Source organism: Nostoc sp. DedQUE12b (assembly GCF_034530835.1).
In the GTDB taxonomy this organism is placed as follows: domain Bacteria; phylum Cyanobacteriota; class Cyanobacteriia; order Cyanobacteriales; family Nostocaceae; genus Nostoc.
Map to the genome: position 1 here is coordinate 70,142 of NZ_JAVRCI010000016.1, position 20,586 is coordinate 90,727.

Sequence of the window (20,586 nt, forward strand, 5' to 3'; positions counted from 1 at the left end):
GAAAAATCACTTTTCCAACTCAGCAATTAAGTTCTGCAAATAGTCAAAAGCCTCTTTAGGCGGGAGTAAGATGGCTTTACCCTGTTGTAAAATTTCGTACTTTCCTTTGTGGTAGCCGTGCCCCACAATCAATCCCATTTTTATGGCTTTGTTTCCCATCTCATTCAACATATTTGTACTGGCAAATTCATATTCTTGTTCTAACTGCTCTCTCAACATTTGTTTAGCATCCATAGTAGTGTTTGGTAAGTAAAACGGCGTAATATTTGCTAATTGTTAATTGGTATAAATGCCAATCTTTCATTAGCTATTAGCCATCGGCCATTAGCTATTAATCTTAATTATTAGCCATTAACCAATGCTTATTGTGAATTTAGGCGCGTTATACCACTTAAAAGTAGGACTAGTTTCATCTCGATCGATACTCAGTAAACTTTCCGCGCCATCGATTTGTACGCGCAGCAAATACTCGCCCACTTTTACACTTAGGAGATTAAAAGCAATGGTATCGCTATTAGCACTGCGCGATTTAGCTTCAAATTGGTAACTTAGAGGATTGTCAATTGACCATTCATTCATCACGAGAACAACTCGCTGTTTCTTGCCTACCATGACATCTAGCTGTACGTTAAGAATTGCCGATCGCAGTTCCTCAAAACGTCCTTGGGACTTGGAGAGGTTAAAAACCTTGATGGTCGGACGAAGTACAAACGGCGCAACATTTGACTCAATGGTACGATGTCCATTGTTCACAGTTGGAGTACCAGTTGGAACGCTGTGAATGACTTGCAAGGAAGTCACACCTGCCCGTAGGCAATCAATAGACAAGTCTGAAAGAGGTAGAATAATTTGGGTTTCGCTTACCTCTGATGGCGAAACATCAAAGCCGTTAATTCGCACTCTTGTAATGTCACTCGCCAGATGCCTACCGTATATGTGCAAGGTGCTATTGGCCATTATTGGCTCTAATTTACCTGCCGCAGACACCACTTGTTCGACTACGGGACGGTTGGGAAAAGGAACCACACCACCTAAATTGCGATCGCCTACAGGTAATGACCGCTTCAAGGACTCTTCGCCCTCAATCATCACTACAGTTACTTTGTAAATCAGCGAAAGCATATAGGGAGCTTGGAAGAACACTGTCCAAACCTTAGATAGGTCATCTAGGCTCAGATCCATCGGAACGATGAGTAATTGCTGAATCTGATCTCCGAGGTTAGAACCAGCCAGAAATCTATAATTTGGCACACTCAACGCTTCCTGAATAGTATCGCCTGAAATTGTTGAGCGATCGTTAAGCGTGCGAACCACACTACCTAATAATCGCTGTGCTTCTAACTCCGTATCATTACCATAAAAGCTAATTGCATAATAAAGGTCAAGTGCTGCCTGACGCCTGATTGTAGCTCCCTTTGAGCGTGGCATAGCGTCCGCATTATTAAGAGCGGGATTGCGACTAACATGATACAGAAAAAGATTAATACCGATTTCTGGTGTTCCATTGCCGATATTTCTAGGCTGCACCGTTGTGACTCTCGCACCATCTATATCTACCTGTACGGCAGATTGTAAAATGCTTTGGAAAATTGCTGTCACAGTTGCAACAGCCTGATAATTACTCACGTACAATTATGTTGATGAAAAAATGATTCTATTCTTTGCGTAACATTACTGAGCAAAATTTGAAAAATTTAGTTTTTCTACTTTATCCAAGTCTTAGGTGATTGTCCATTCATCTTGCCTTTTGGAAGGCAGGAAAAGCCATTTCTAATTTACTAATGCACAATTTAGTTATATTTAACTAAGAATATTTTGGTAAATACATAATTAAAGTTTATTTTATAAATAAACTAATTAAATAATTGTTATCAAAATCAGGTTATTAAGCTCTTGTAAAACCAGAGTAATGTGTGCCAACTTATATGAGTAATGTAAAGATACTGGGCACTACGGGGAAGTAATTTCTAAAATTAATGTAATAATAGTTACATTTTAGAGTCAGAAACAAAGCGTTAAAATCTCCAAGTAATTACTTAAAATCATCTTGGCAGGGGTTTCTCTACTTGCGAACCAGACGCCAGTTATCCAGATTTCAGCCCCGCTAGTCTAACACGATGCAAAGTGCTAGAGGGCGTGATGAATGTACCTGAAATAACTGTAGTAGTCGCGGTTGTGATTCAAATTTGTAGTTGATGGTGATATGGTAGCGTCAATAAATTCAGATTTTAAACACCCGTAAATAAGACCATATTGCTCACATAAGAGTAGGTCGAGTTACTCTCGCCGATAAAAGCAATACACTGCCACTCTTTGTGCGTTATCTACCCCTAAACCCAATACCGTTCAGTTAAGCTTTTTTCTCCCCCCCTGCCTCCTCTGCTCCCTCTGCCTGCCTGAACAGATAAATTCCTTAACTGAACCGTATTGCCCCTAAACCAATGGAGGATTGTTACAAATGGCATTAGATTATTTTGCTCCTGGTGTCTACGTTGAAGAGGTAGACCGTGGTAGCCGCCCAATTGAGGGTGTCAGTATGAGCGTAGCGGGCTTCGTAGGCTTCACCGAAGATGTTCGTGGTGACGCAGATTTATTCAAACCAATGATGGTTACAAACTGGAGCCAGTATTTAGAGTACTTTGGCAAAGGTGGCTCAGATGGGTTTACAGACTTTGATGCCTACCTACCTTTTGCAGTGAAGGGCTGGTTTGATAACGGTGGGGGACGTTGTTGGGTGGTGAGCATTGGCACCAAACTACCTGGTTCCTCTGCTCCGACTTCCGAAGAAACTGGCACCAGACTGCTTACCCCTGGTGGAAAGCCATCTTTGATGTTTAACCTCAAGCTGCCAGAAGCAGAAGGCAGTGTACCTGCCTTACCACCGAGTGGCGGACGGTTCATAGTTTCGATTCTCGAAAGTGAGCCGAAGCCTTTACCAAATGATGCACCAGAGGGTACAGATACCCCGATTAATACAGGTGAATACTTCTCAGTTATTGTCCGTAGTGGCGACCAAATCCTTGAGCAGTATGACCATCTAACTTTGAACCAGCAGGTTGACACTGCGGTGGCTGATTATGTAGTAACTGCGCTGGAAAGTTCCGAGTTTGTGCAAATTGCTAATATTTCTCAGACAGGTCAAGCTCTCTCTCGTCGTCCAGCCAATGGTTCCTACGAAATTGCTCCACCACCATACGTTGCTCGTGCCGAACACATGACACGGGATGTGACTGGGGTACGCACCGACAAAACTGGTTTACAAGGCATTTTTGAAGTAGACGAAGTGGCGATGGTGGCTTGTCCTGATGTTATGCGAGCATACCAAAACGGACTGATAGACTTGGATCAGGTACACGGTGTCATAGAAATGATGCTGAGTATGTGCGAAAACTCTTTCCCAGGGCCAGCTTACCGGATGGTGGTGATAGACCCGCCGCCTGTTAAGCCTGGCAAAAACGAGAACCGTGCTGTTACTCCAGACCAGCAAAAACCGCAAGATGTGTTTAATTGGCTGAAGGAATTTAACCGCCGCTCAATGTTTGGGGCGCTTTACTATCCTTGGATAAAAGTATCCAATCCCCGCAACGGTGGTAAACCAATTCTGGTTCCCCCTTGCGGTCATATGATGGGTGTTTGGTGTCGTACCGACCAGTCACGAGGTATTTTTAAAGCACCAGCAAATGATACTCCACGTGGGGTTCTCGGTTTGGCGTATGAAACCAATATGCGAGAACAAGAACTACTGAACCCTGTAGGTATCAACTGTATTCGTAACTTTGCCAGCTACAACCGAGGGTTCAAAATCTGGGGCGCTCGTACCTTAGTAGAACCAGATAATATCCAATGGCGTTATATCAGTGTCCGTCGTCTCATTAGTTATATTGAGAAATCCATTGAGATGGGTACTCAATGGGTAGTATTCGAGCCGAACGATATGGATTTGTGGGAGCGGGTGAAGCGCACTGTCAGCAACTTCCTTGAGCAACTCTGGCGGGAAGGAGCGCTGTTTGGTGGTTCTGCTGCCGAATCATTTTATGTGAAATGCGATGGTGAAATGAACACCCACGAAACAATGATGAAAGGTCGTCTCTACGTTGAGGTTGGTGTTTGCCCAGTACGTCCAGCAGAATTTGTCATCTTCCGCCTTAGCCAGTGGGCACCAGGACAGTAAGTAATAAAAATTAGGAGACAGGAGAGAGAATTCTCACTCTGTCCCTACTTCTACATTTCCCGCATTTAGATAAGGAGTTGAAATATGGCTGATTTAAAACCAATACCTAGTAGTAGGTTTTATGTAGAATTTGATGGTGTTACTGAGAAACTGCTTAAAAATGTCGCTGAGATGAACTTTACAGGTCAAACGACAGGACACGAAAAGCCACTTGCCTCTACTAAAGATGGTAAAACGCTTTGGCAAACAACTTCAGGCGGTTTCAAGCAAAATCCTAACTTCACTATTGAGGTTTACTTAGCTGAAGGTGACATGGATTTTTACAACTGGATGAAGGCTACGATGCCAAAAAGCGAAGGAGGAGACGGTAAGTGGGCTGAGAACAGAAAGGGTGGCGCTATAGTTGCCTACGATAGTAGTGATACAGAAGTTATGCGCTGGAAGATAACTAAGGCTTGGATTAAATCTTACAAAGTCTCGGAGTTTGCCGCCGACAGCAATCAATTGGCTGTAGAGACATTTGAAATTGTCTGCGAACAAATAGACCGCACAAAATAAAATATTGGCTAATAGCTAATAGCTAATGGCTAATGGCTAATGGCTAATGGCTAATGGTAACAATCTAGTTAGCAATTAACAAAATCTAATACTTGTACAGGAGTTAACTATGGCAAAAGGTGAAGTGCTTGCTTGCTCTAAGTTTTATGTAGAGATTGACGGACTGTCAGACTTAATTGTCCAAAAAGTAAGCGGTATCTCTATAGAGTTGCAAACTGCTGGAGACCAGAATCCTTTTGGTGTTACAAAAGGAGGAAAATCTGCAATTCAGGCGACAGTTACCGGAGTCAGTAATGGAACGGTCACGGTGGAATATGTGTCTACTGTTCAGGATGACAGATTGATAAAATGGTACACTGACTCCCACTCACAACCCACTACAGGCGGAGGAACTTCAAATAAAGGAGTGCTTAAAACTGGCTCTATCATTCTGTATAATCAGGGTGGCGAAGAAGCAGCACGCTGGAATTTGACAGGTGTTATGCCCAAAACTTATAAATCAAGCCAACTGGAGGCAGGCACGACAGAACTAGCTAAAGAAACAGTCGAATTAGCTTTCCACTCCATCCGGCGTACTAAGTAATTTGAGATTAGTTAATGGCTAATGGCTAATGGGAAAAACAATTAGCAATTAGCAATTAGCAATCAGCATTTTATCAATCTAAAATTACAAAATACTTCTGTGACAGATAAGCAGTACGAACTTTTAACTTCTTCTCGTTATTACTTAGAAATTCGGGTAGATGGCAGTGACGATCGCATTGACGGCTATTTCATGGAATGTCAAGGATTTGAGCGTACTCAGGAGGCGATCGAGTTTTGTCAGGTGACTCCCCAGAAATGGGGTAAAGATGGCAATAGCGTTGGTCGAGTAGCACGCACTAAAATACCAGGAAATTCTCACAGTGGTAATTTAATTTTGCGTCGCGGGATGACTGTTTCTATGGCGGTGTGGGATTGGTTCAGTGCCGTTGAAAAAGGCAACTGGGCAAAACAACGCCGCGATGGTGATTTAACTCTCTACAACCAGAATGCTATTGAACAGGCAAGATTTAGATTTTTGGGAGCATGGCCCATAAAATACAAAATTTCTGATGTTAGTGCAAGTAATAGTGAGTTTGAAATCGAACAAATGGAGTTGGCAATTGATGAATTTAGTCGAATTAAATGAGGATCGACGCCATTAATCATGTCTCTAAGAAGCTAATAGCTAATGGCTAATAGCAATTAACAATTAGCTGTTAACAACACTCTTTACTCTTAGTTGAGTCTTATAGTACTTAGATAATGCAAACAGAGTTTGAATTTACTTTACCAAAAGGCTATCTTGATGTTGATGGTAATGTTCATCGCAAAGGGATAATGCAACTGTCACGGGCAATTGATGAAATTGTGCCATTGCGCGATCCACGAGTTAAGTCGAATCCGGCTTATGCAACGATCATTATTCTTTCACGAGTGATTAGCCGCTTAGGTGCATTGGAAGAAGTCACGCCTATCGTGATTGAAGAGCTATTTGCCTGCGATCTTAACTATCTACAAAAATTCTATCGGCATATAAATGAACTAGAACCGGAGGTTATGGAGCCAGAGATAACGTTAAAATCTTAGTTTGGATATAATCGGACTACAAGAGTTGTTAAACGCTCGAAAATGCTGCTGATAGCTAATAGTAAATGGTTAATATTAAGAGAAGAATAGCAATTAGCTATTAACAAAAAAAGTTCAAAATCTATTGAAGATTGCTATATAAAAACTTGATGTTAACTACAGAGTTTGATTTTACACTTCCTCGTGGATTGATGGATACAGAAGGCGTAGTTCACCGTGATGGGGTAATGCGACTCGCTACGGCGAAAGATGAAATCGCTGTGCAAAAAGATCGGCGTGCCAAAGAAGGTGAAGCGTATAGCACTTTAGTGATGTTTTCACGGGTGATTGTTCGTATAGGTACACTGTCAAAAATTACTCCCGAAATACTAGAAAATCTATTTACCCGTGACCTAAGCTATCTGCGCGAGTTTTACAACCGTATTAACCAACAAGGCAATTTAGAAATTCCTGTGTGTTGTCCTAACTGTAATAATAAGTTTTCTTCGGAGTTGGCGCTATCGGGGGAATTTTAGGCTACCCCTCAAATCAACTTTATGAGGAGGTAGCCTATGTTGCTTCTGAGTTCCATTGGTCGTTAGAAGAAATTCTCGATTTGGAACATAGCGATCGCCGTCGCTGGGTTATGGAAGTTGGCAAACTTAGAGAGTAATCGATAATAGCTAATGGTTAATAAGAAAAACAACTAGCAAATATGACTAAATCACAAATTAACGGCAAATTATTAGAACAAATTTTACATGACTCATTCTTGATAGAGCAGTTGAGCGATCGCGTTTACAAACTTTTGTGTGAAGACCTCCGCAAGCATCAAGAACGCAGTCAAGGATATGGGAGCCGAATTTAATGGCAACAACAAATGGAACACAAGCTTTTGGACTCAACTACGTCACAGCTAATCGTTTCTATGTGGGATTAGAAAGTACTATCTCTGCTTCGTTCACTGAGTGTCAGGGTTTGGGAGTTCGAGTCAAATACGAAACTTATTATGAAGGAGGTGTGAATGACCAGCAACGTATCTTGCTAGGACAGCCAGAATTTTCAGAAGTGACTTTAAAGCGTGGTCTTAGTGATGATATGGTATTTTGGCAATGGGCAAGTCAAGCTATGAGAACTGATTCCCAAAAGGCGATCGAACGTCGCAACGTTAACATTTTAGTATTCAACCAAGCCGGCGAAACCATGCAGTGTTGGACGCTGATTGGAGCTATACCTGTCGGTTGGAAAGCTCCTCAATTAGCAGCAGATTCCTCTACAGTAGCGATTGAAGAATTAACCTTGGTTTATGAAGGCATTAAAGTTGCTAAATCCGGTACAGCTTCTGCAACCTCCCTCAAGGGACGCAATAATGGCTATTTTGGTAGTAATTAAGCAATGCCTGAATCAAATAATGCGCTTTTAAGTGAAACTTCTCAATCAAAGTTAACAAAATCAACAGGATCTCTAAGTAAAAAAGACGCATTGTCGCCACATAAGCCTTTGGGAAGCAATCAGGGACTTACCCCGCAATTTCTCGTACCATTAGGAGTGCAGTCTCTTTCTATACTAGATCCTACAATTTTTTCTTCTAAAAACTCTGAATCAGATTTTTCTAATAACCTGTTTGAGGATTCACCATTTTTTTCAGAATACCGAGCTGCGACTCCAAAACATAACGCAACAAAACAAGTTTCTCGTGATTTAGTCACTTCATCATCGACAAAGCAAATTTTACAAAAAAAACTAGATTCAACAATTTCACCTCTGCAATTTTCCAACCTGACAAGAAAATTGCAGAGATCGGAATTTTCCGATACACAAGCTGATTTTGCAGTTAACTTTGAGTCACATAATACCCAGCATGAAGCAGCCGATATTGAGGATCGGCCAGAGTCGGTTATAGTTGATTCTCTCGCACTTTCCCCGATGCAGGCGATCGCACCAGTAACTAATTTAATACCAAAGGTTCAGCCAAAAACAGATTTTGATTCATTTCCTAGATTACAGCCGTATACAGAAACAATGCCATTGGCTTCAGACAGTAATATTACGGCTGAAAGCTCATCTTTACTAAAGAATTCTGTTTCAGGAAATATCATTCAATGTGCCCCAATAACAGATACGCCAGCAAGAAATAGTCAGTCAGGAACGTTGCTACAAATGCCACAGGTTCTACAAAATATTATGGTTTTGGATTCACTCGCTTCCACGCGATCGCTGAGTCAGTATGTTGCTAGTAATATAGTTACCCAAAGTTCTACTAACTCCCCTAAATCAGACCGTACAACTGTGTCAGGTAGTAATGTATCCTCTTGGTCAGATATTGGCAATTCTGTAAAGAGTAAAACAACTTCAGTACAGCGAAAAATGAGCAAACAGAATAGTTCATCTGTCAATACTCTAATTCAAGCCAAAGGAGCCAACGATCCAGAAACAATTCGACTATCAAGCCAACATGCATTTGTCAATACAACAGAGGAGTCTAGCTCTGAAGTATCGAAAAGCATAGAAACATTGGCACAAGCAATCTATGAGAAAGTAAAGTGTCGCTTGCGTATTCAGCAAGAGCGTCACGGACGTGGTTATACTGGACGCTCATCCTGGTAATCCTATTTACGTTGAGAGGAGAAAGTTATGTCACTAGTCAAAGCTAAACTGGTTTCCTCAGATGGGGGTGAAACGATTGAATTCATGTTTAACCCCAATCAATTAGTTTTTCAACAACAGATTAACCTTACTAAAAATAGCGGTGCGCGTACTGGTAGAGGATTACCTAAAGTCAACTTTGCTTATCCAGAACCTTGCACGCTCACCATCAATGATATTTTGCTAGATACTTACGAAGAAGGCGGTGGTAAAAGCGTCATTGTCCATATCCAAAAGTTTGAAAAAGCAGTGAACTTTCTAGAGAGTGGCAAAAATCAAAAAAAGCGCCCACCAACTTACGTATTTGCTTGGGGTAGCAATCAATATATTCGTTGTTTTGTCACCAACCTGACCTACAAATTAATTATGTTTTTGCCAGACGGTACTCCAGTAAGGGCAAAATTAGATTTGAGTTTAGAAGAAATTGACGAATCAACCTCCCAACCGGGTATGGGTACACCCAACCAAGTTGACCGCACAGGAGATACTCGTAACAAGCGTATGAGTTAATTGCTGATTCTAAGCATACATAATATTACAATTAGCCATTAGCTATTAGCCATTAGCAATTAACTTATGCCTGCCAGTTATACTGCAATCCCAACCTTAAAAATTGACGGACAACCTGCGTCTAATAGTTTGTTAGAAGATATTCTGCAAATCACTGTAGAAGAAAGCTTGCATGTACCGGGGATGTTCACCTTAGTAATTCGTAATGATTATTATTCAGCTCGAGAAGGGGAAAACCCGTGGCTGTACGATAATACTTTTACCATTGGTAAATCTATTGAAATTGGTTTTACTTCCAGCAACACGGAAGATACTGACTTTAACGCTGCTAATCAGAGTACCTTACTTAAAGGTGAAATTACTGCTGTAGAGGCGCAGTTTAATGCGGAATCTCAAGCTCCGATTATTATCCAAGGTTACGATGTCAGTCACCGTTTACACCGAGGACGCTACAATCGATCGTTTCAAAATAAGAAAGATTCAGACATTGTAAGTCAAATCATTGGTGAAGCTGGCATCACCGCAGGCACAATTGATGAAACTGGTGGCCCCTATGGATTTGGCGATCCAGTGGGCTACATCTTTCAAGAAAACCAGACTAACATGGAATTTTTGAGGGAACGAGCAGCACGTAATGGTTTTGAGCTATTTGTACAAGATGGCAAGCTGAATTTTCGTAAACCTTCAGGCGGTAATTCGTTGAACCTAAAGTGGTTAAAAGATATTACCAACTTTCATGTACGTGTTAGTAGTACCGAACAAGTTAGCTCTGTTGAAGTTAGAGGGTGGGACTATAAGAATAAGCAGGCGATCGTCTCCACTAAAAGCGCTCAAACTTCTCAGGTTGTGACTTCAATTGAACAGGGAAAAGGTACTAAGACCAGCACGGCCTTTAACAGTAGTCCGAAAATGATTGTAGTTGATAAACCGGTTTTTTCTAGCAAAGAGTCAGACGCGATCGCCCAAGCACTTTTTAACGAACTTTCTGGTGAGTTTGTCCAAGCAGATGCTAAAGCCGTGGGAAACCCGGATATTCGACCAGGAAAGGTAATATCTCTCAAAGATATGGGCAAATATAGCGGTAGCTATTACGTCACCGAAACCCGCCATATTTTCCAAAGTAGAGTTTACACCACAGATTTCAGCATTCGCGGCTTGCGAGGTGATGATTTATTTACCGCCATGACTCCCCAAACCCGTTTGCAACCAGGACAAACCCTAATAGTAGGAATTGTCACCAACAACAACGATCCGAAAAAATGGAGTAGAGTGAGAGTCAAGTTTCCCACTTTGACAGAAGAACATGAAAGTGACTGGGCAAGAGTAGTGTCAATTGGTGCAGGAAGTAGTCGCGGGTTTGACTGTTTACCAGAAGTTAACGACGAAGTGCTAATTGGGTTTGAACACGGCGATATCCATCGCCCCTTTGTCATTGGTAGCGTTTGGAACGGCAAAGACGCACCGCCCACTAGCGTACAGGAATCAGTTGCAGATGGTAAAGTGCGACTGCGGACATTCAAAACTCGCTTAGGTCACACCCTTCAGTTTGTTGAAGAAGATAAAGGCAGCAGCAAAAAGGGTGTGTACGTGAATACTGTAGATGGTCACAAATTGAATATAAATGATACAGAGAAAAAGATTGAAATCAAAACTAAAGATGGTCATCAAGTTCTGCTAGACGACCAAAAGAAAAAAATTGAAATCAAAACCAGTGGTGGAAATCTTTGTAACCTTGATGACCAAGGGCAGAAAATTACCCTCAGTGGAACTGGTGAAATTGAATTGACAGCACCTCAAAAAATTACCCTCAAAGTTGGAGGTAGCAGTATAGAAGTCTCTATGTCTAACATCAAGTTAAAAATGGGTAGCAACACCATCGAACTAGGAGCCGCAGGGATTAACATTGAATCCGCCATGACAACTACTGTAAAAGGATTAACAACTACTATAAAAGGTGATACAACAATAGGCGTCAAAGCCCCAATAGTAAATATAGGCTAATAGCTAATGGTTTATGACTAATGCAAGAAAAACAATTAGCAATTAGCAATTAGCAGTTAGCAATTAACATAAAAAAAACTATGCCACAACAAGTTGTGATGGGTGCTTCTCTACAGTGTGTCCCGTTTGGTGCTGCACCTAGCTCGCTGTTAGTTATTCCCAAAGGTTCACCAGTAATGGTAAATGGGATGCTAGCAGCAACAATTATGGACTTTGCCCCTGTCGCAAATATCCTGCCTTTTGGAATGTGTACCTCACTAACCAACCCAATGGTCGCTGCGGCAACTACCGCAGCGTTGGGTGTTTTAACACCTATGCCTTGCATTCCAGTGATTCTCGGGCCTTGGAAACCAGGAGCAATAAAAGTTAAAATTAACAATTTTCCAGCATTGCCCAACACTGCAATATGTAATTGCGCGTGGGGTGGTGTGGTTAAGATTAACTATGCAGGACAGATAAAGGTGAATATTACATAAAATAATAGTATCAAGATTGTACAAAAACAAAACTGTTTGAGGATGCGTAAAAACATAGTCAGTAAATGAGGATAAATATTTGTTGTTGAGATAAGTCAGGAGACAGAAGGAAATAAGGTTTTAACTTCATTCATCTTTCTTCACATAGTCTGGTTTTATTCTGCCGACCTATTCAATTGCTCATTGCTAATGGTTGAGGCCAGACTTGCTAAGAGCTATTAGCAGTTAGCTATTAGCCAGTCTTTTTATTGCAAAGGTGTTAAACCCGTTTGACCTAGCAAACGCTGACCTTCACGGGTTTTAAGAATTTCGGCAAATTTTTCGCCAATGCGGGGGTGATCGTTATCGCGGGGATAGACGATCGCAATCGGATATGCCAGAGGATATTGTCCGTTCTTCAATAACTCAGCTTTTGGATGATAACTGCCTTTCTTGTCACACAAATCTGTGCTGGGGTCGATATCTCTGTTATTATTCAGTACAATTACCTGTTTTGGAGGTTGCCCCTTTGCTTGTAAAGCTAAGGGATAAACAGAACACTGACCAACAATTTTGCTTAAGGAACTAAACCCAATCCCACCTGTTCGTCGGGATTCAAAATCTTGGATTACTGTTCGCATCATCTCAAATTCGGAGAGTTTTTTAATTTTAGATGTAGTAAAGTATTTTTCATTTCTATTTTCCGTATCTTCTTTTTTATTCAACATTAATTGCTGAAATAGTTCCACCGCCTCTTTATCTTTTGGTGCATATAAATTCACGGACAATTCAGAAGCACCCAACTCCACCCAAGAATCAACTTTTTTTGCATACAATTGACGCAACTGCTCTAAAGTAATCTGTCCGTTAAGCTTTTGTGGTAGTCCTTTTTCACGTTGGGCATAGCTGAAGGCAACGAAAACGGCTAAACCATCGTAGGCAATTGTCTGCGCCTCTAAGTCTCGTGGTAATGGTTGAATTAATGGGACAATCGCAAAGGCTGTTTGTCCTGACTGAACTTTGGCAATAGCATCTGCTGTTGATTCTGCTGGCTGATAACTCAGATATAACTTGGGCTGTGCAGTTTGCAGTCTTTGTTCTAGTTTTTGACCTTTGGCAATTAAATCAGGCTGTCGAAGTACATATTGCCAAATACCATCGCGTGCAGAGGTGTAAGTAAACTTACCGGGAGGAATTGCTGCCACATCTTTTAAACAACAAACTTTTGGTGTATTCTCCGTAGCAGTACTTAACTGCGATTTATTAATCAGCATCCATGCCAGCCACCCAAGCATTCCCAAACCTACGGCACTTAAAAGCAGTATCAACACACGAGGGAACTTTCTGACAGGTTCTATCTCAGGCTCTGCTTCTTTTCGATGTACAAGGGCTAGTGACACACTAGGCAACCGTTGTAATTCTTGACGGGCAGCAAAAGCATTCTCAAATGGCAATTCCAACTCCATCAGTCGCAGTATCCATGCCTTCAATTGAGGATCTGCGCCTCCCCAGTGCTTTTCGTTTCTGGGGTCAAGGGGTTCACCCATTTCTGTAACAACTCTTCCCGCCAGCAAGTAAAAGGCAATGTAACCCAAGGAAACTAAATCCTGGGACTTTTGTAAAGAGGGAAGAGATTTGTCTTGAATTGGATTGAACAGTCCTTCCCATACAGCTAAATCGGATAGATAAATAAAGAAATCTAGATTATTCTGGCCGAAAGATTCACCATTGATTAGCAGTAAAGTATCAAGGTTGAGATTGCCGTGAATTAATCCATTTTGCACTCCTCCTGCTTTAAAACGAAACTTTTGACCGTGGAGAAATTCCAGTGTTTGTAATACTTGATGCGCTACTTTTTTTACCTGGCAGTCTGACATTGCTCCCAAACTTAAATAGCGGTTCAGTGTCGGACAGTCATAACGTTCGTCGATTACCAGATAACAGCGTTCTTCCAAAGCATCGGCGATCGCTTCCAATGGTTGCAAAAACCGGAAATCTTGCACTCTACCATCAGCAAGGCTGATACCAGCCAAATTCTTAAACAGTTGTTTGTGCTGCCGCATTTCATCTTCATTGAAATACCGTCCTGGTAACAAATATTCTTTAATGACGACAGGCTCATTTACTCCTAGCTGAGTGGCGGCATAAAGTCGCCCCATACCACGCCTACCTAAATATTTCTCAATCCGATAAATTCCACGATCGCCTTTAATTTCTGAGTTGTTCGGTAAAAGGGACGGGAAACCGCACAACTGGCAAGTCTTGATTCTGGACTCATCGTCTGGTGTAGGAGAAGAGCGATCGCACCTTAGAGGGTCTTTGTCTGAGCAACGATAGCGCTTGTAAGGCGAGTTAGAGAATTGTACACCTGCTTCTTTTGGCAAGACGACGGATTCAAAAATAGGCTTTTTAGTTTCTTCTGCTGGATCGGCTTTTTTTGGAAATAACTCGTCGTGAATATCTGCCAGAATTGGCTGCAACCAAGAATACCGTCTCAGCACATTGAACTGAGACAGCCTAACTTGAATTGGATACCTTTGTAAATAAACTTTGACTATGGTCTGTGGGAGCTTTTTTATTGCCATAATTGCTGATTGCTGATTGCTAATGTCTTATTTCTAGGTTTAGCCTGGAAATATCTTTTGACAGACTCCGCCTCCTTTAGTTAGAGTTGAGGTGAGCCTCGCTGACTGCATTCTTCGTCGGAGACTGAGAACGAGGGAAAAGCTCGCTATTTAAGGTTTTGGTAGTGATGGTGGTGGTAAGATTTTTTGAGATGGTGCTATTGATGGGGTAATTTGCGCCTCTTTTACTAACTCTTGCATGACTATCTTTAATGTTGATTTTGCTACAAGTTGATTTTCATTGAGTTTAAGGGCAGCTTGCAAAACTGGCACTGCTTGTTGATAGCGCTTGAGTTTAAAGAGGACTACTCCACGTCCGGTGAGAGCATCAGCGCTTTGTGGATTGATTTTCACGGCTCGCTTGTACGCAAACAAGGCTTCTTCATAACGTTTCATGTCTGTTAGCACTATGCCCCGGTTGTACCAAGCTTCAAAGCATTTGCTGTTGAACAAAAGAGCTTTGTCTGTAGATGTTAGTGCTTCGTTATAGTTTTTTAACTGCCAGAGGACAACGCTCTGGCTTGCCCAGCCTTCAGCATTGTTTGGTTCGAGTTCTAGCGCTTTGTTGTAAGCCAAAAGTGCGTAATTATACTGTTTAATTTTGCTTAATATAGTACCCTGATTAAACCATGCCTGGGTGTAGTTCTGATTGAGTGCGATCGCTTTTTTAGTCGATTCGAGCGCCTCTTGATATCGTTCTAAGTGCCAAAGCGCCACGCTACGATTGCTCCAAGCTTCTGCGTAGTCGGGTTTTATCCCCACTGTTCGCTGTAGGGACGCAAGTGCTTTTTCATACTGCTCCTGTCCTGCCTGCGCCTCGCCTAGCTCGTTCCATGCCTGAGCCAGACCAATTTCTTGCCAATTGCCATCTCCTTTAATTGCTTCGTTACAAGCTGCTTCTGCGTCTTTATATTGTTGGTTTTTGTTAAGAATAGTACAGCGTCCTACCTGTGCAAAGGAGTATTTGGGGTTGAGGGCAATGGAGCGATCGTAGGAGGTAAGCGCCTCAGTGTTGCGTGACAGTTTCTCTAAAACTGTAGCTTGGGCAGCCCAAGCGATCGCATCATTCGGGTCGATGGTAAGCAATTTGTCATAATCGGCGATCGCTTGTTCTAATTTATTCAACTGACGATGAGCAATTGCCCGATTTGCCAAAGCGAAGGTCTGGCTTTTATTTCCCCAATCCCCGTTACCATTTAAAGCTTGATTGCAAGTAGCAATTGCTTGGATAAATTGTCCCAGTTTGTTAAGCGCCTCACAGCGATATGCCAGGGTTAAAGACTCTTTTGGCTGCAACAACAGCGTCCGATCATAAGCTACTATTGCTTTTTCGTACTGATTTTGCTGGCTGAGAATCAGACCGCGATGGAACCATGCTAGCTTCGGCGATTTTCTTCCCCAGTTACCATCAACTTTTAGCGCTTGGTTGCAGCTATCTAAGGCTTCTTCGTTGCGTCCCAAAGCCATTAACGCCATACACTTGTAGGTGAATGCGAGGGAAGTTTTCGAGTTAAATTTGAGTGCTTGCTCAGAAGAAGCGATCGCTTCTGGATATTGTTTCATCAATAGCTGCACACCACTATAGTCTGTCCAAGCCAAGGGATTTTTTGGTTTGAGGATTATCGCCTGTTCGCAAGCAGCTTTGGCTTCTTCGTACTTTTGTGCGTCTAGCTGTAAATTACATAGATTAGACCAGTAGCTAAAGTCTTTCAGTTTTTCATCAAATGTAAGTGCCAATACTAAGGGAGAGGCCACCTTTGCCGATCCACTTTTGACGTTGCACAGTTGAGAAAACAAGAAAAATAAAGTAAGGGTCGCTATGCCAAAGATTTTTTGGTGGCGCTGCATAAAATCTATTAGTGACCTGTGGAATATACTAAGTAGCGAAGTATAACTAAACATGGGTTAAGAATGTAAATAGCTAATGGCTAATGGCTAATGGCTAATAGTTAATGGTTAATGGTTAATGGCAATCAGCAATTAGCAACTAGCGTCGAAATTTAGTATTCCCAAAAAGATAGTCGAGTTATGAAAATTTTGATAATTTCTTTGATTTTCCCCTTGCTGTTAACAACGGTGGCTGAGGCGGCGAATTCTGACAGTGTGAAGCGGTTGCTAGAAAGCAGAGAGTGTGAAAATTGTGATTTGGTAAATGCTAACCTCAAGGGTTTTTATCTGCGTGGAGCAAATCTTAGAGGTGCGAATCTCAAGGGGGCGAACTTGAATGGAACGGATTTGCGTGGAGCATTTCTGGTGAAAGCGAATCTGACAGATGCGGATTTGCGAAACGCGAATTTAGAAAATGCTAATTTACAAGATGCCAAATTGGAGGGAGTGAGATGGAATAATACTATCGTGAGCGATCGCACGGTAATTAGTAGTAAATGGCGTTTGGTTATGCAGGTGGTTAACCAAGGGGTGCGCCAAGATTTGCAGGAAGCCGACCTGAAAGGGGCGAACTTTAACGGAGCTGACTTACGAAATGTAAATTTAGCAGGGGCGAATCTGGAAAAAGCTAGCTTAGAAGATACGCTGCTGAGTGGGGCTAATTTCAACCAGACGAATCTCCAAAAAACCAACTTTTTTATCAGTGATTTGAGAAACGCCAGCTTCAGCGAAGCAAATTTGAAAGAAAGTAGCTTAATGGCGGCGGACTTGCGGGGAGCATATCTCACACAAACAGACCTGAGTCGTGCGACTCTGAGTAATGCTTACCTCAGTGGTGCAAACCTGGAAGACTCTAACTTAAATTCAGCTAATTTAGCACGAGCATACCTCACCAATGCAAATCTTAGCAGGGCAAAGCTACAGCGTACTAATTTATTTACTGCTGATTTACGAGGGGCAAATCTCGATAGTGTAGATTTGAGAAGTGCTAATCTCCGTGGTGCAGATATTAGCGATACGATGGTGAAAAACGGCAATTTACGCGCACTGAAGTTGGAGGGGGCAAATTTACAAAAGATGAAATTGAGTGGTGCAGACTTGAGCGGTCTTAATCTCAAGAATGTTGACTTCAACGGTAGCGATTTGAGCAATACTAACTTAAGTGGCGCTAATTTGACTGGGGCTAATCTTAAAGGTGTTAACCTTAGCGGTGCGAATTTAATACAAGCAAATCTCAGTGGTGCAGAACTAAGTCAAGCCAACTTGAGCAAGGCTAATTTAACTCGTGCTAACCTAAGCAGTGCTAATCTGCAACAAACTATTCTTAGCGGCATTAAGCTTGACTATGCTAACTTTTGCAATGCCACTATGCCTAACGGCTCTAAAGGTAAGTGCTGAAGACCACTTTATTTACCTTCTGTATCGCTTTAGTCACCTATAATGTGCTGTCTGTGTTTAAGACAGCACTCAGGAGTGTTCATGTGACTGACAAAATTGAAACGGAAGTTTCCAGCTGCTACAAAGCTTACGAAATCAGGGGTATTTCCCGGAGAATGATTGCGATTCTCCCTAAAAAATAGGTATTATCCACCCTGTGAGATTCAGCCATCACGTCTCACCTTCTTGAAACGCCAACTCCAACGAGAACGGTAGACACCCAGGATTGGCAGCTGCCCACTCGTTAGCTTCTGCAATTAGAGTTTTGTTACCTGAATCGAGATAAAATTGCATTTTGGCACTCTGCTCCAGTCTTTCGCGTTCTTTGCCCCCAATTAGGCATCGCGCAATTAGGCAGTATTTTCTAGCTATACGCTTGGCGTGGGATGCTGCTTGGAGTCGCAACTTAGTCAGATTCTTCAATTCTGACAAAGCGAGAGTTGCTGCTGAGTCACCTGAAAGTGTGCTTTGCTCGCTAGCTTCGCCTTTTTGTAAGGTTTCAGGCGGCACAATTGCAGATGTAGGTGGAATATTAACAGAATTGATTAATAAGTTTTTGTTATTGTAATTTTCAGACGCGCTGGGGGTAGAGAGGTATTTAAAATCCTTATCTGAAGTAATTTCATTAACGTTTTCAACTATTTGTATAATATTTGAATAAATTAAGAAATTATCAGAATTATTGACAGATGAAGTTAAAGACAAATCTTTTAACTGTAATAAATTCAATTCTGCTAATCTTAGTAAAGAAAAAAAGAAACGAGATTTAGAATCTGAGAGAATTCGTAATTGTATTGAAGGAAAATTTGGGCAAGCGAAAAGAAGGTTTAGCCTCAATCGAGTGATGGCGAAACTTTCCCATACTTCTGAAACTGCAATTGCTATTACTTTTTTAGTGATGAATCTTTCTACTCACCTGTCGCGGGTGTTTTATGCTTTTTTATGTCTATTTTTGAAAACTGCACCTTTTTTGCAGTTCTGTATAACTGAAAGTTATTATGTTGTTAGTTAAAAACAATAAAAGCTTATCTTTCATTTTGCTTGAATAACTAGTCAACCCTTAAAATTGCTTTTTCATACTTTTTCAGCAACCCCTAATGTAAGCGCTGTAACATTTGTTGCGAATTGTGGATTCTACCCAATGTCGCACCCTAGCTTCGATTTCGTGTTGGTGTCGGCAATATTGGCTGTAGCCAGGGGCGTTAATTGCAGTAGTAAGGCAAAATTCGACTAATTTATCACTCTCTAAGTCTAAAAAGACGATTCCGTAGCCTACAAAGATTTGTAGGAGGGTGTTTGTTTGTCCTTTTCCTATCCAGCCTGTGGTGATGATTTCTTCCCAGTTGGCACGCCACTGGGCAGCATCAGCAGACTCTTGCTTACGATATCTCTCCCGTGAAATTTGTTTTTTGGCTTTGTTTGCTACCCGTTTTAGTTTGGTTAAATCTTGCCGACTGGCCGCGCGATCGCAATAATCGAGGAAGATAGAAACTGAGTCGCTAATTGGTTGTAAGTCATCATTAAGTAAAAAGGAGCCACTACCCGGTTGCATAGGGCAACGGATGGCTTTGTAGTTGGTTATTTGTTATTATCAAATTACCGATTATAGGATAGTTTGTGTTTGTTAGCACTGGTGATTTACCAACTTGAGCAGAAATTAGTGGGATGATGACACCTTGAACAAGAAATCTGGGTTGATTCGTTTTTAAGAAGTTAAGGTCGGGCATTTGTCAATAAATAATAATATTTAAAATGTTGCGGAAATCGAGGTTGGAAAGACAATTTTTGAGCAGGCGAGCACGTAATCTTGATATGTATTATTCATTTTTGACCCTTAAGTTCATGTCGAAGTTTTAGTTTCACACCAACTCCACCACGCTATAAACGAATTTTGAAGCTCCATTGCTGAAATTACTGCTTGATTTTTCTTATCTTTACAAAAATTAAATATTTTTTATAAAGATAACTTTTTTAACTTATTTTTAGGTTAATTCAAATTTAGGACAAGTCTAAAGTATTTTTTGCATCGCATTTCGAGGAGAACTTCTCCAAAATAATCATCTTCATGTCCTATCACACTAAATCCAATACTTTGTCTCTATATCAATGACTTTTGTATCAAACTCATTTTTGATACGCTCGAAAAAATTCAAGTATTTCACAAGCGCTTCTATATCTTCCTGGTTAATTAGATTACTATCTTTATACCATTTTCCTCCAGGATCGAGATTAGATTCGGCTTTAACGTGGTTATCTATATCTCTAGCTAGATCATTAATAAATTGAGCTTTTGCTAGTTTATCTGTTGAGCGTAGTTGAATACCTACAAAAAATAATCCTAGCGATGCTGCTAATCCACTAATGAGTGCTGCAATTGCATTAACTGCTTCCCAGGGTTTGGAACCAAAACCATTAGAAATCAAAATAATTACTGTCAAACAACTGATGGCAAAAGCAGCATAACTAGCAAATTTTTGCATACTCATACCTATAAATTAAATTTGGAATTTACTGTCACCTCTCACAAGTGGGATTGAGTACATCAAAATGGGTGATCGCCTTTTTTTCGATTTCGGGCAGAATTATGTTGTGTGAGATGTGTGATCGCAGTTTCCTTGTTAGCAACTAAATGTCCGGCATCTCTAGGGGATATTGGCATTTTTTAACACAACTTCAATACATCGGGAATGGATTTTGCGATCGCTTA

21 protein-coding genes and 1 pseudogene are annotated in these 20,586 nt (G+C 41.2%); 15 read left to right on the plus strand and 7 right to left on the minus strand.

Annotation, left to right across the window (positions count from 1 at the left end):
- Positions 1-6: 6 nt before the first annotated feature.
- Positions 7-234 carry a hypothetical protein gene (locus tag RMY16_RS11005; RefSeq protein WP_322736386.1) on the minus strand — a complete coding sequence of 76 codons (228 nt, stop codon included), beginning with the start codon at positions 232-234 and terminating at the stop codon, positions 7-9.
- A gap of 117 nt (positions 235-351) precedes the next feature.
- Complete coding sequence (locus RMY16_RS11010; protein ID WP_322736387.1) at positions 352-1,626, minus strand: DUF4255 domain-containing protein; 1,275 nt, start codon at positions 1,624-1,626, stop codon at positions 352-354.
- 832 nt (positions 1,627-2,458) lie between these two features.
- On the opposite strand from RMY16_RS11010, the gene RMY16_RS11015 reads away from it, so the two are divergent.
- From RMY16_RS11015 to RMY16_RS11075, 13 genes are all read left to right on the plus strand, one after another.
- Complete coding sequence (locus RMY16_RS11015; RefSeq protein WP_322736388.1) at positions 2,459-4,171, plus strand: phage tail sheath family protein; 1,713 nt, start codon at positions 2,459-2,461, stop codon at positions 4,169-4,171.
- An 84-nt stretch (positions 4,172-4,255) separates the two neighbouring features.
- The gene (locus tag RMY16_RS11020; protein WP_322736389.1) at positions 4,256-4,729 is read left to right on the plus strand and encodes a phage tail protein; all 474 of its coding nucleotides are present in this window, start codon (positions 4,256-4,258) and stop codon (positions 4,727-4,729) included.
- 109 nt (positions 4,730-4,838) lie between these two features.
- Positions 4,839-5,312, plus strand: a complete 474-nt coding sequence (locus RMY16_RS11025; RefSeq protein WP_322736390.1) for a phage tail protein — start codon at positions 4,839-4,841, stop codon at positions 5,310-5,312.
- A 99-nt stretch (positions 5,313-5,411) separates the two neighbouring features.
- Positions 5,412-5,900: a phage tail protein gene (locus RMY16_RS11030; RefSeq protein WP_322736391.1), complete on the plus strand. Its 489-nt coding sequence runs from the start codon at positions 5,412-5,414 to the stop codon at positions 5,898-5,900.
- Positions 5,901-6,013: 113 nt separating this feature from the next.
- Positions 6,014-6,340 (plus strand): hypothetical protein, encoded by a 327-nt coding sequence (locus tag RMY16_RS11035; RefSeq protein ID WP_322736420.1) that lies wholly within the window; start codon positions 6,014-6,016, stop codon positions 6,338-6,340.
- A gap of 149 nt (positions 6,341-6,489) precedes the next feature.
- Complete coding sequence (locus RMY16_RS11040) at positions 6,490-6,855, plus strand: phage tail assembly protein (protein ID WP_322677791.1); 366 nt, start codon at positions 6,490-6,492, stop codon at positions 6,853-6,855.
- Positions 6,849-6,992: a DUF6760 family protein gene (locus RMY16_RS11045; RefSeq protein WP_322736421.1), complete on the plus strand. Its 144-nt coding sequence runs from the start codon at positions 6,849-6,851 to the stop codon at positions 6,990-6,992. The genes RMY16_RS11040 and RMY16_RS11045 overlap by 7 nt, the downstream gene beginning before the upstream one ends.
- 42 nt (positions 6,993-7,034) lie before the next feature.
- Entirely contained in the window at positions 7,035-7,187 is a 153-nt protein-coding gene (locus tag RMY16_RS11050) for a hypothetical protein (protein ID WP_322736392.1), read from the plus strand.
- The gene (locus RMY16_RS11055) at positions 7,187-7,711 is read left to right on the plus strand and encodes a phage tail protein (protein WP_322736393.1); all 525 of its coding nucleotides are present in this window, start codon (positions 7,187-7,189) and stop codon (positions 7,709-7,711) included. Before RMY16_RS11050 ends, RMY16_RS11055 begins: the two co-directional genes overlap by 1 nt.
- 3 nt (positions 7,712-7,714) lie before the next feature.
- On the plus strand, positions 7,715-8,926 hold the full coding sequence (locus RMY16_RS11060; protein ID WP_322736394.1) for a hypothetical protein: 1,212 nt from the start codon (positions 7,715-7,717) through the stop codon (positions 8,924-8,926).
- A 27-nt stretch (positions 8,927-8,953) separates the two neighbouring features.
- Positions 8,954-9,475: a hypothetical protein gene (locus RMY16_RS11065; protein WP_322736395.1), complete on the plus strand. Its 522-nt coding sequence runs from the start codon at positions 8,954-8,956 to the stop codon at positions 9,473-9,475.
- Between the two features lie 66 nt (positions 9,476-9,541).
- Complete coding sequence (locus RMY16_RS11070) at positions 9,542-11,476, plus strand: VgrG-related protein (RefSeq protein ID WP_322736396.1); 1,935 nt, start codon at positions 9,542-9,544, stop codon at positions 11,474-11,476.
- Between the two features lie 80 nt (positions 11,477-11,556).
- Positions 11,557-11,952 carry a DUF4280 domain-containing protein gene (locus RMY16_RS11075; RefSeq protein ID WP_322736397.1) on the plus strand — a complete coding sequence of 132 codons (396 nt, stop codon included), beginning with the start codon at positions 11,557-11,559 and terminating at the stop codon, positions 11,950-11,952.
- Between the two features lie 245 nt (positions 11,953-12,197).
- Here the strand turns inward: RMY16_RS11075 and RMY16_RS11080 are convergent, their stop codons facing one another.
- Positions 12,198-14,516 (minus strand): substrate-binding domain-containing protein, encoded by a 2,319-nt coding sequence (locus RMY16_RS11080; protein ID WP_322736398.1) that lies wholly within the window; start codon positions 14,514-14,516, stop codon positions 12,198-12,200.
- A gap of 150 nt (positions 14,517-14,666) precedes the next feature.
- Positions 14,667-16,403: a tetratricopeptide repeat protein gene (locus RMY16_RS11085; RefSeq protein ID WP_322736399.1), complete on the minus strand. Its 1,737-nt coding sequence runs from the start codon at positions 16,401-16,403 to the stop codon at positions 14,667-14,669.
- Between the two features lie 180 nt (positions 16,404-16,583).
- Here RMY16_RS11085 and RMY16_RS11090 point away from each other — a divergent pair, with 180 nt between their 5' ends.
- On the plus strand, positions 16,584-17,840 hold the full coding sequence (locus RMY16_RS11090; RefSeq protein WP_322736400.1) for a pentapeptide repeat-containing protein: 1,257 nt from the start codon (positions 16,584-16,586) through the stop codon (positions 17,838-17,840).
- 210 nt (positions 17,841-18,050) lie between these two features.
- On the opposite strand, the gene RMY16_RS11095 is transcribed toward RMY16_RS11090, so the two are convergent.
- On the minus strand, positions 18,051-18,389 hold the full coding sequence (locus RMY16_RS11095) for a hypothetical protein (protein ID WP_322736401.1): 339 nt from the start codon (positions 18,387-18,389) through the stop codon (positions 18,051-18,053).
- A 226-nt stretch (positions 18,390-18,615) separates the two neighbouring features.
- Between RMY16_RS11095 and RMY16_RS11100 the strand changes: the two are divergent.
- Positions 18,616-18,891, plus strand: a pseudogene (locus tag RMY16_RS11100) (transposase); the annotation flags it as partial.
- 72 nt (positions 18,892-18,963) lie between these two features.
- Here RMY16_RS11100 and RMY16_RS11105 read toward each other — a convergent pair.
- Together RMY16_RS11105 and RMY16_RS11110 are read right to left on the minus strand one after the other, a co-directional pair.
- A complete protein-coding gene (locus RMY16_RS11105) occupies positions 18,964-19,431 on the minus strand; it encodes a hypothetical protein (protein WP_322736402.1) in 468 nt (155 codons plus the stop codon).
- Positions 19,432-19,957: 526 nt separating this feature from the next.
- Positions 19,958-20,365 carry a hypothetical protein gene (locus RMY16_RS11110; RefSeq protein WP_322736403.1) on the minus strand — a complete coding sequence of 136 codons (408 nt, stop codon included), beginning with the start codon at positions 20,363-20,365 and terminating at the stop codon, positions 19,958-19,960.
- Positions 20,366-20,586: the final 221 nt, after the last annotated feature.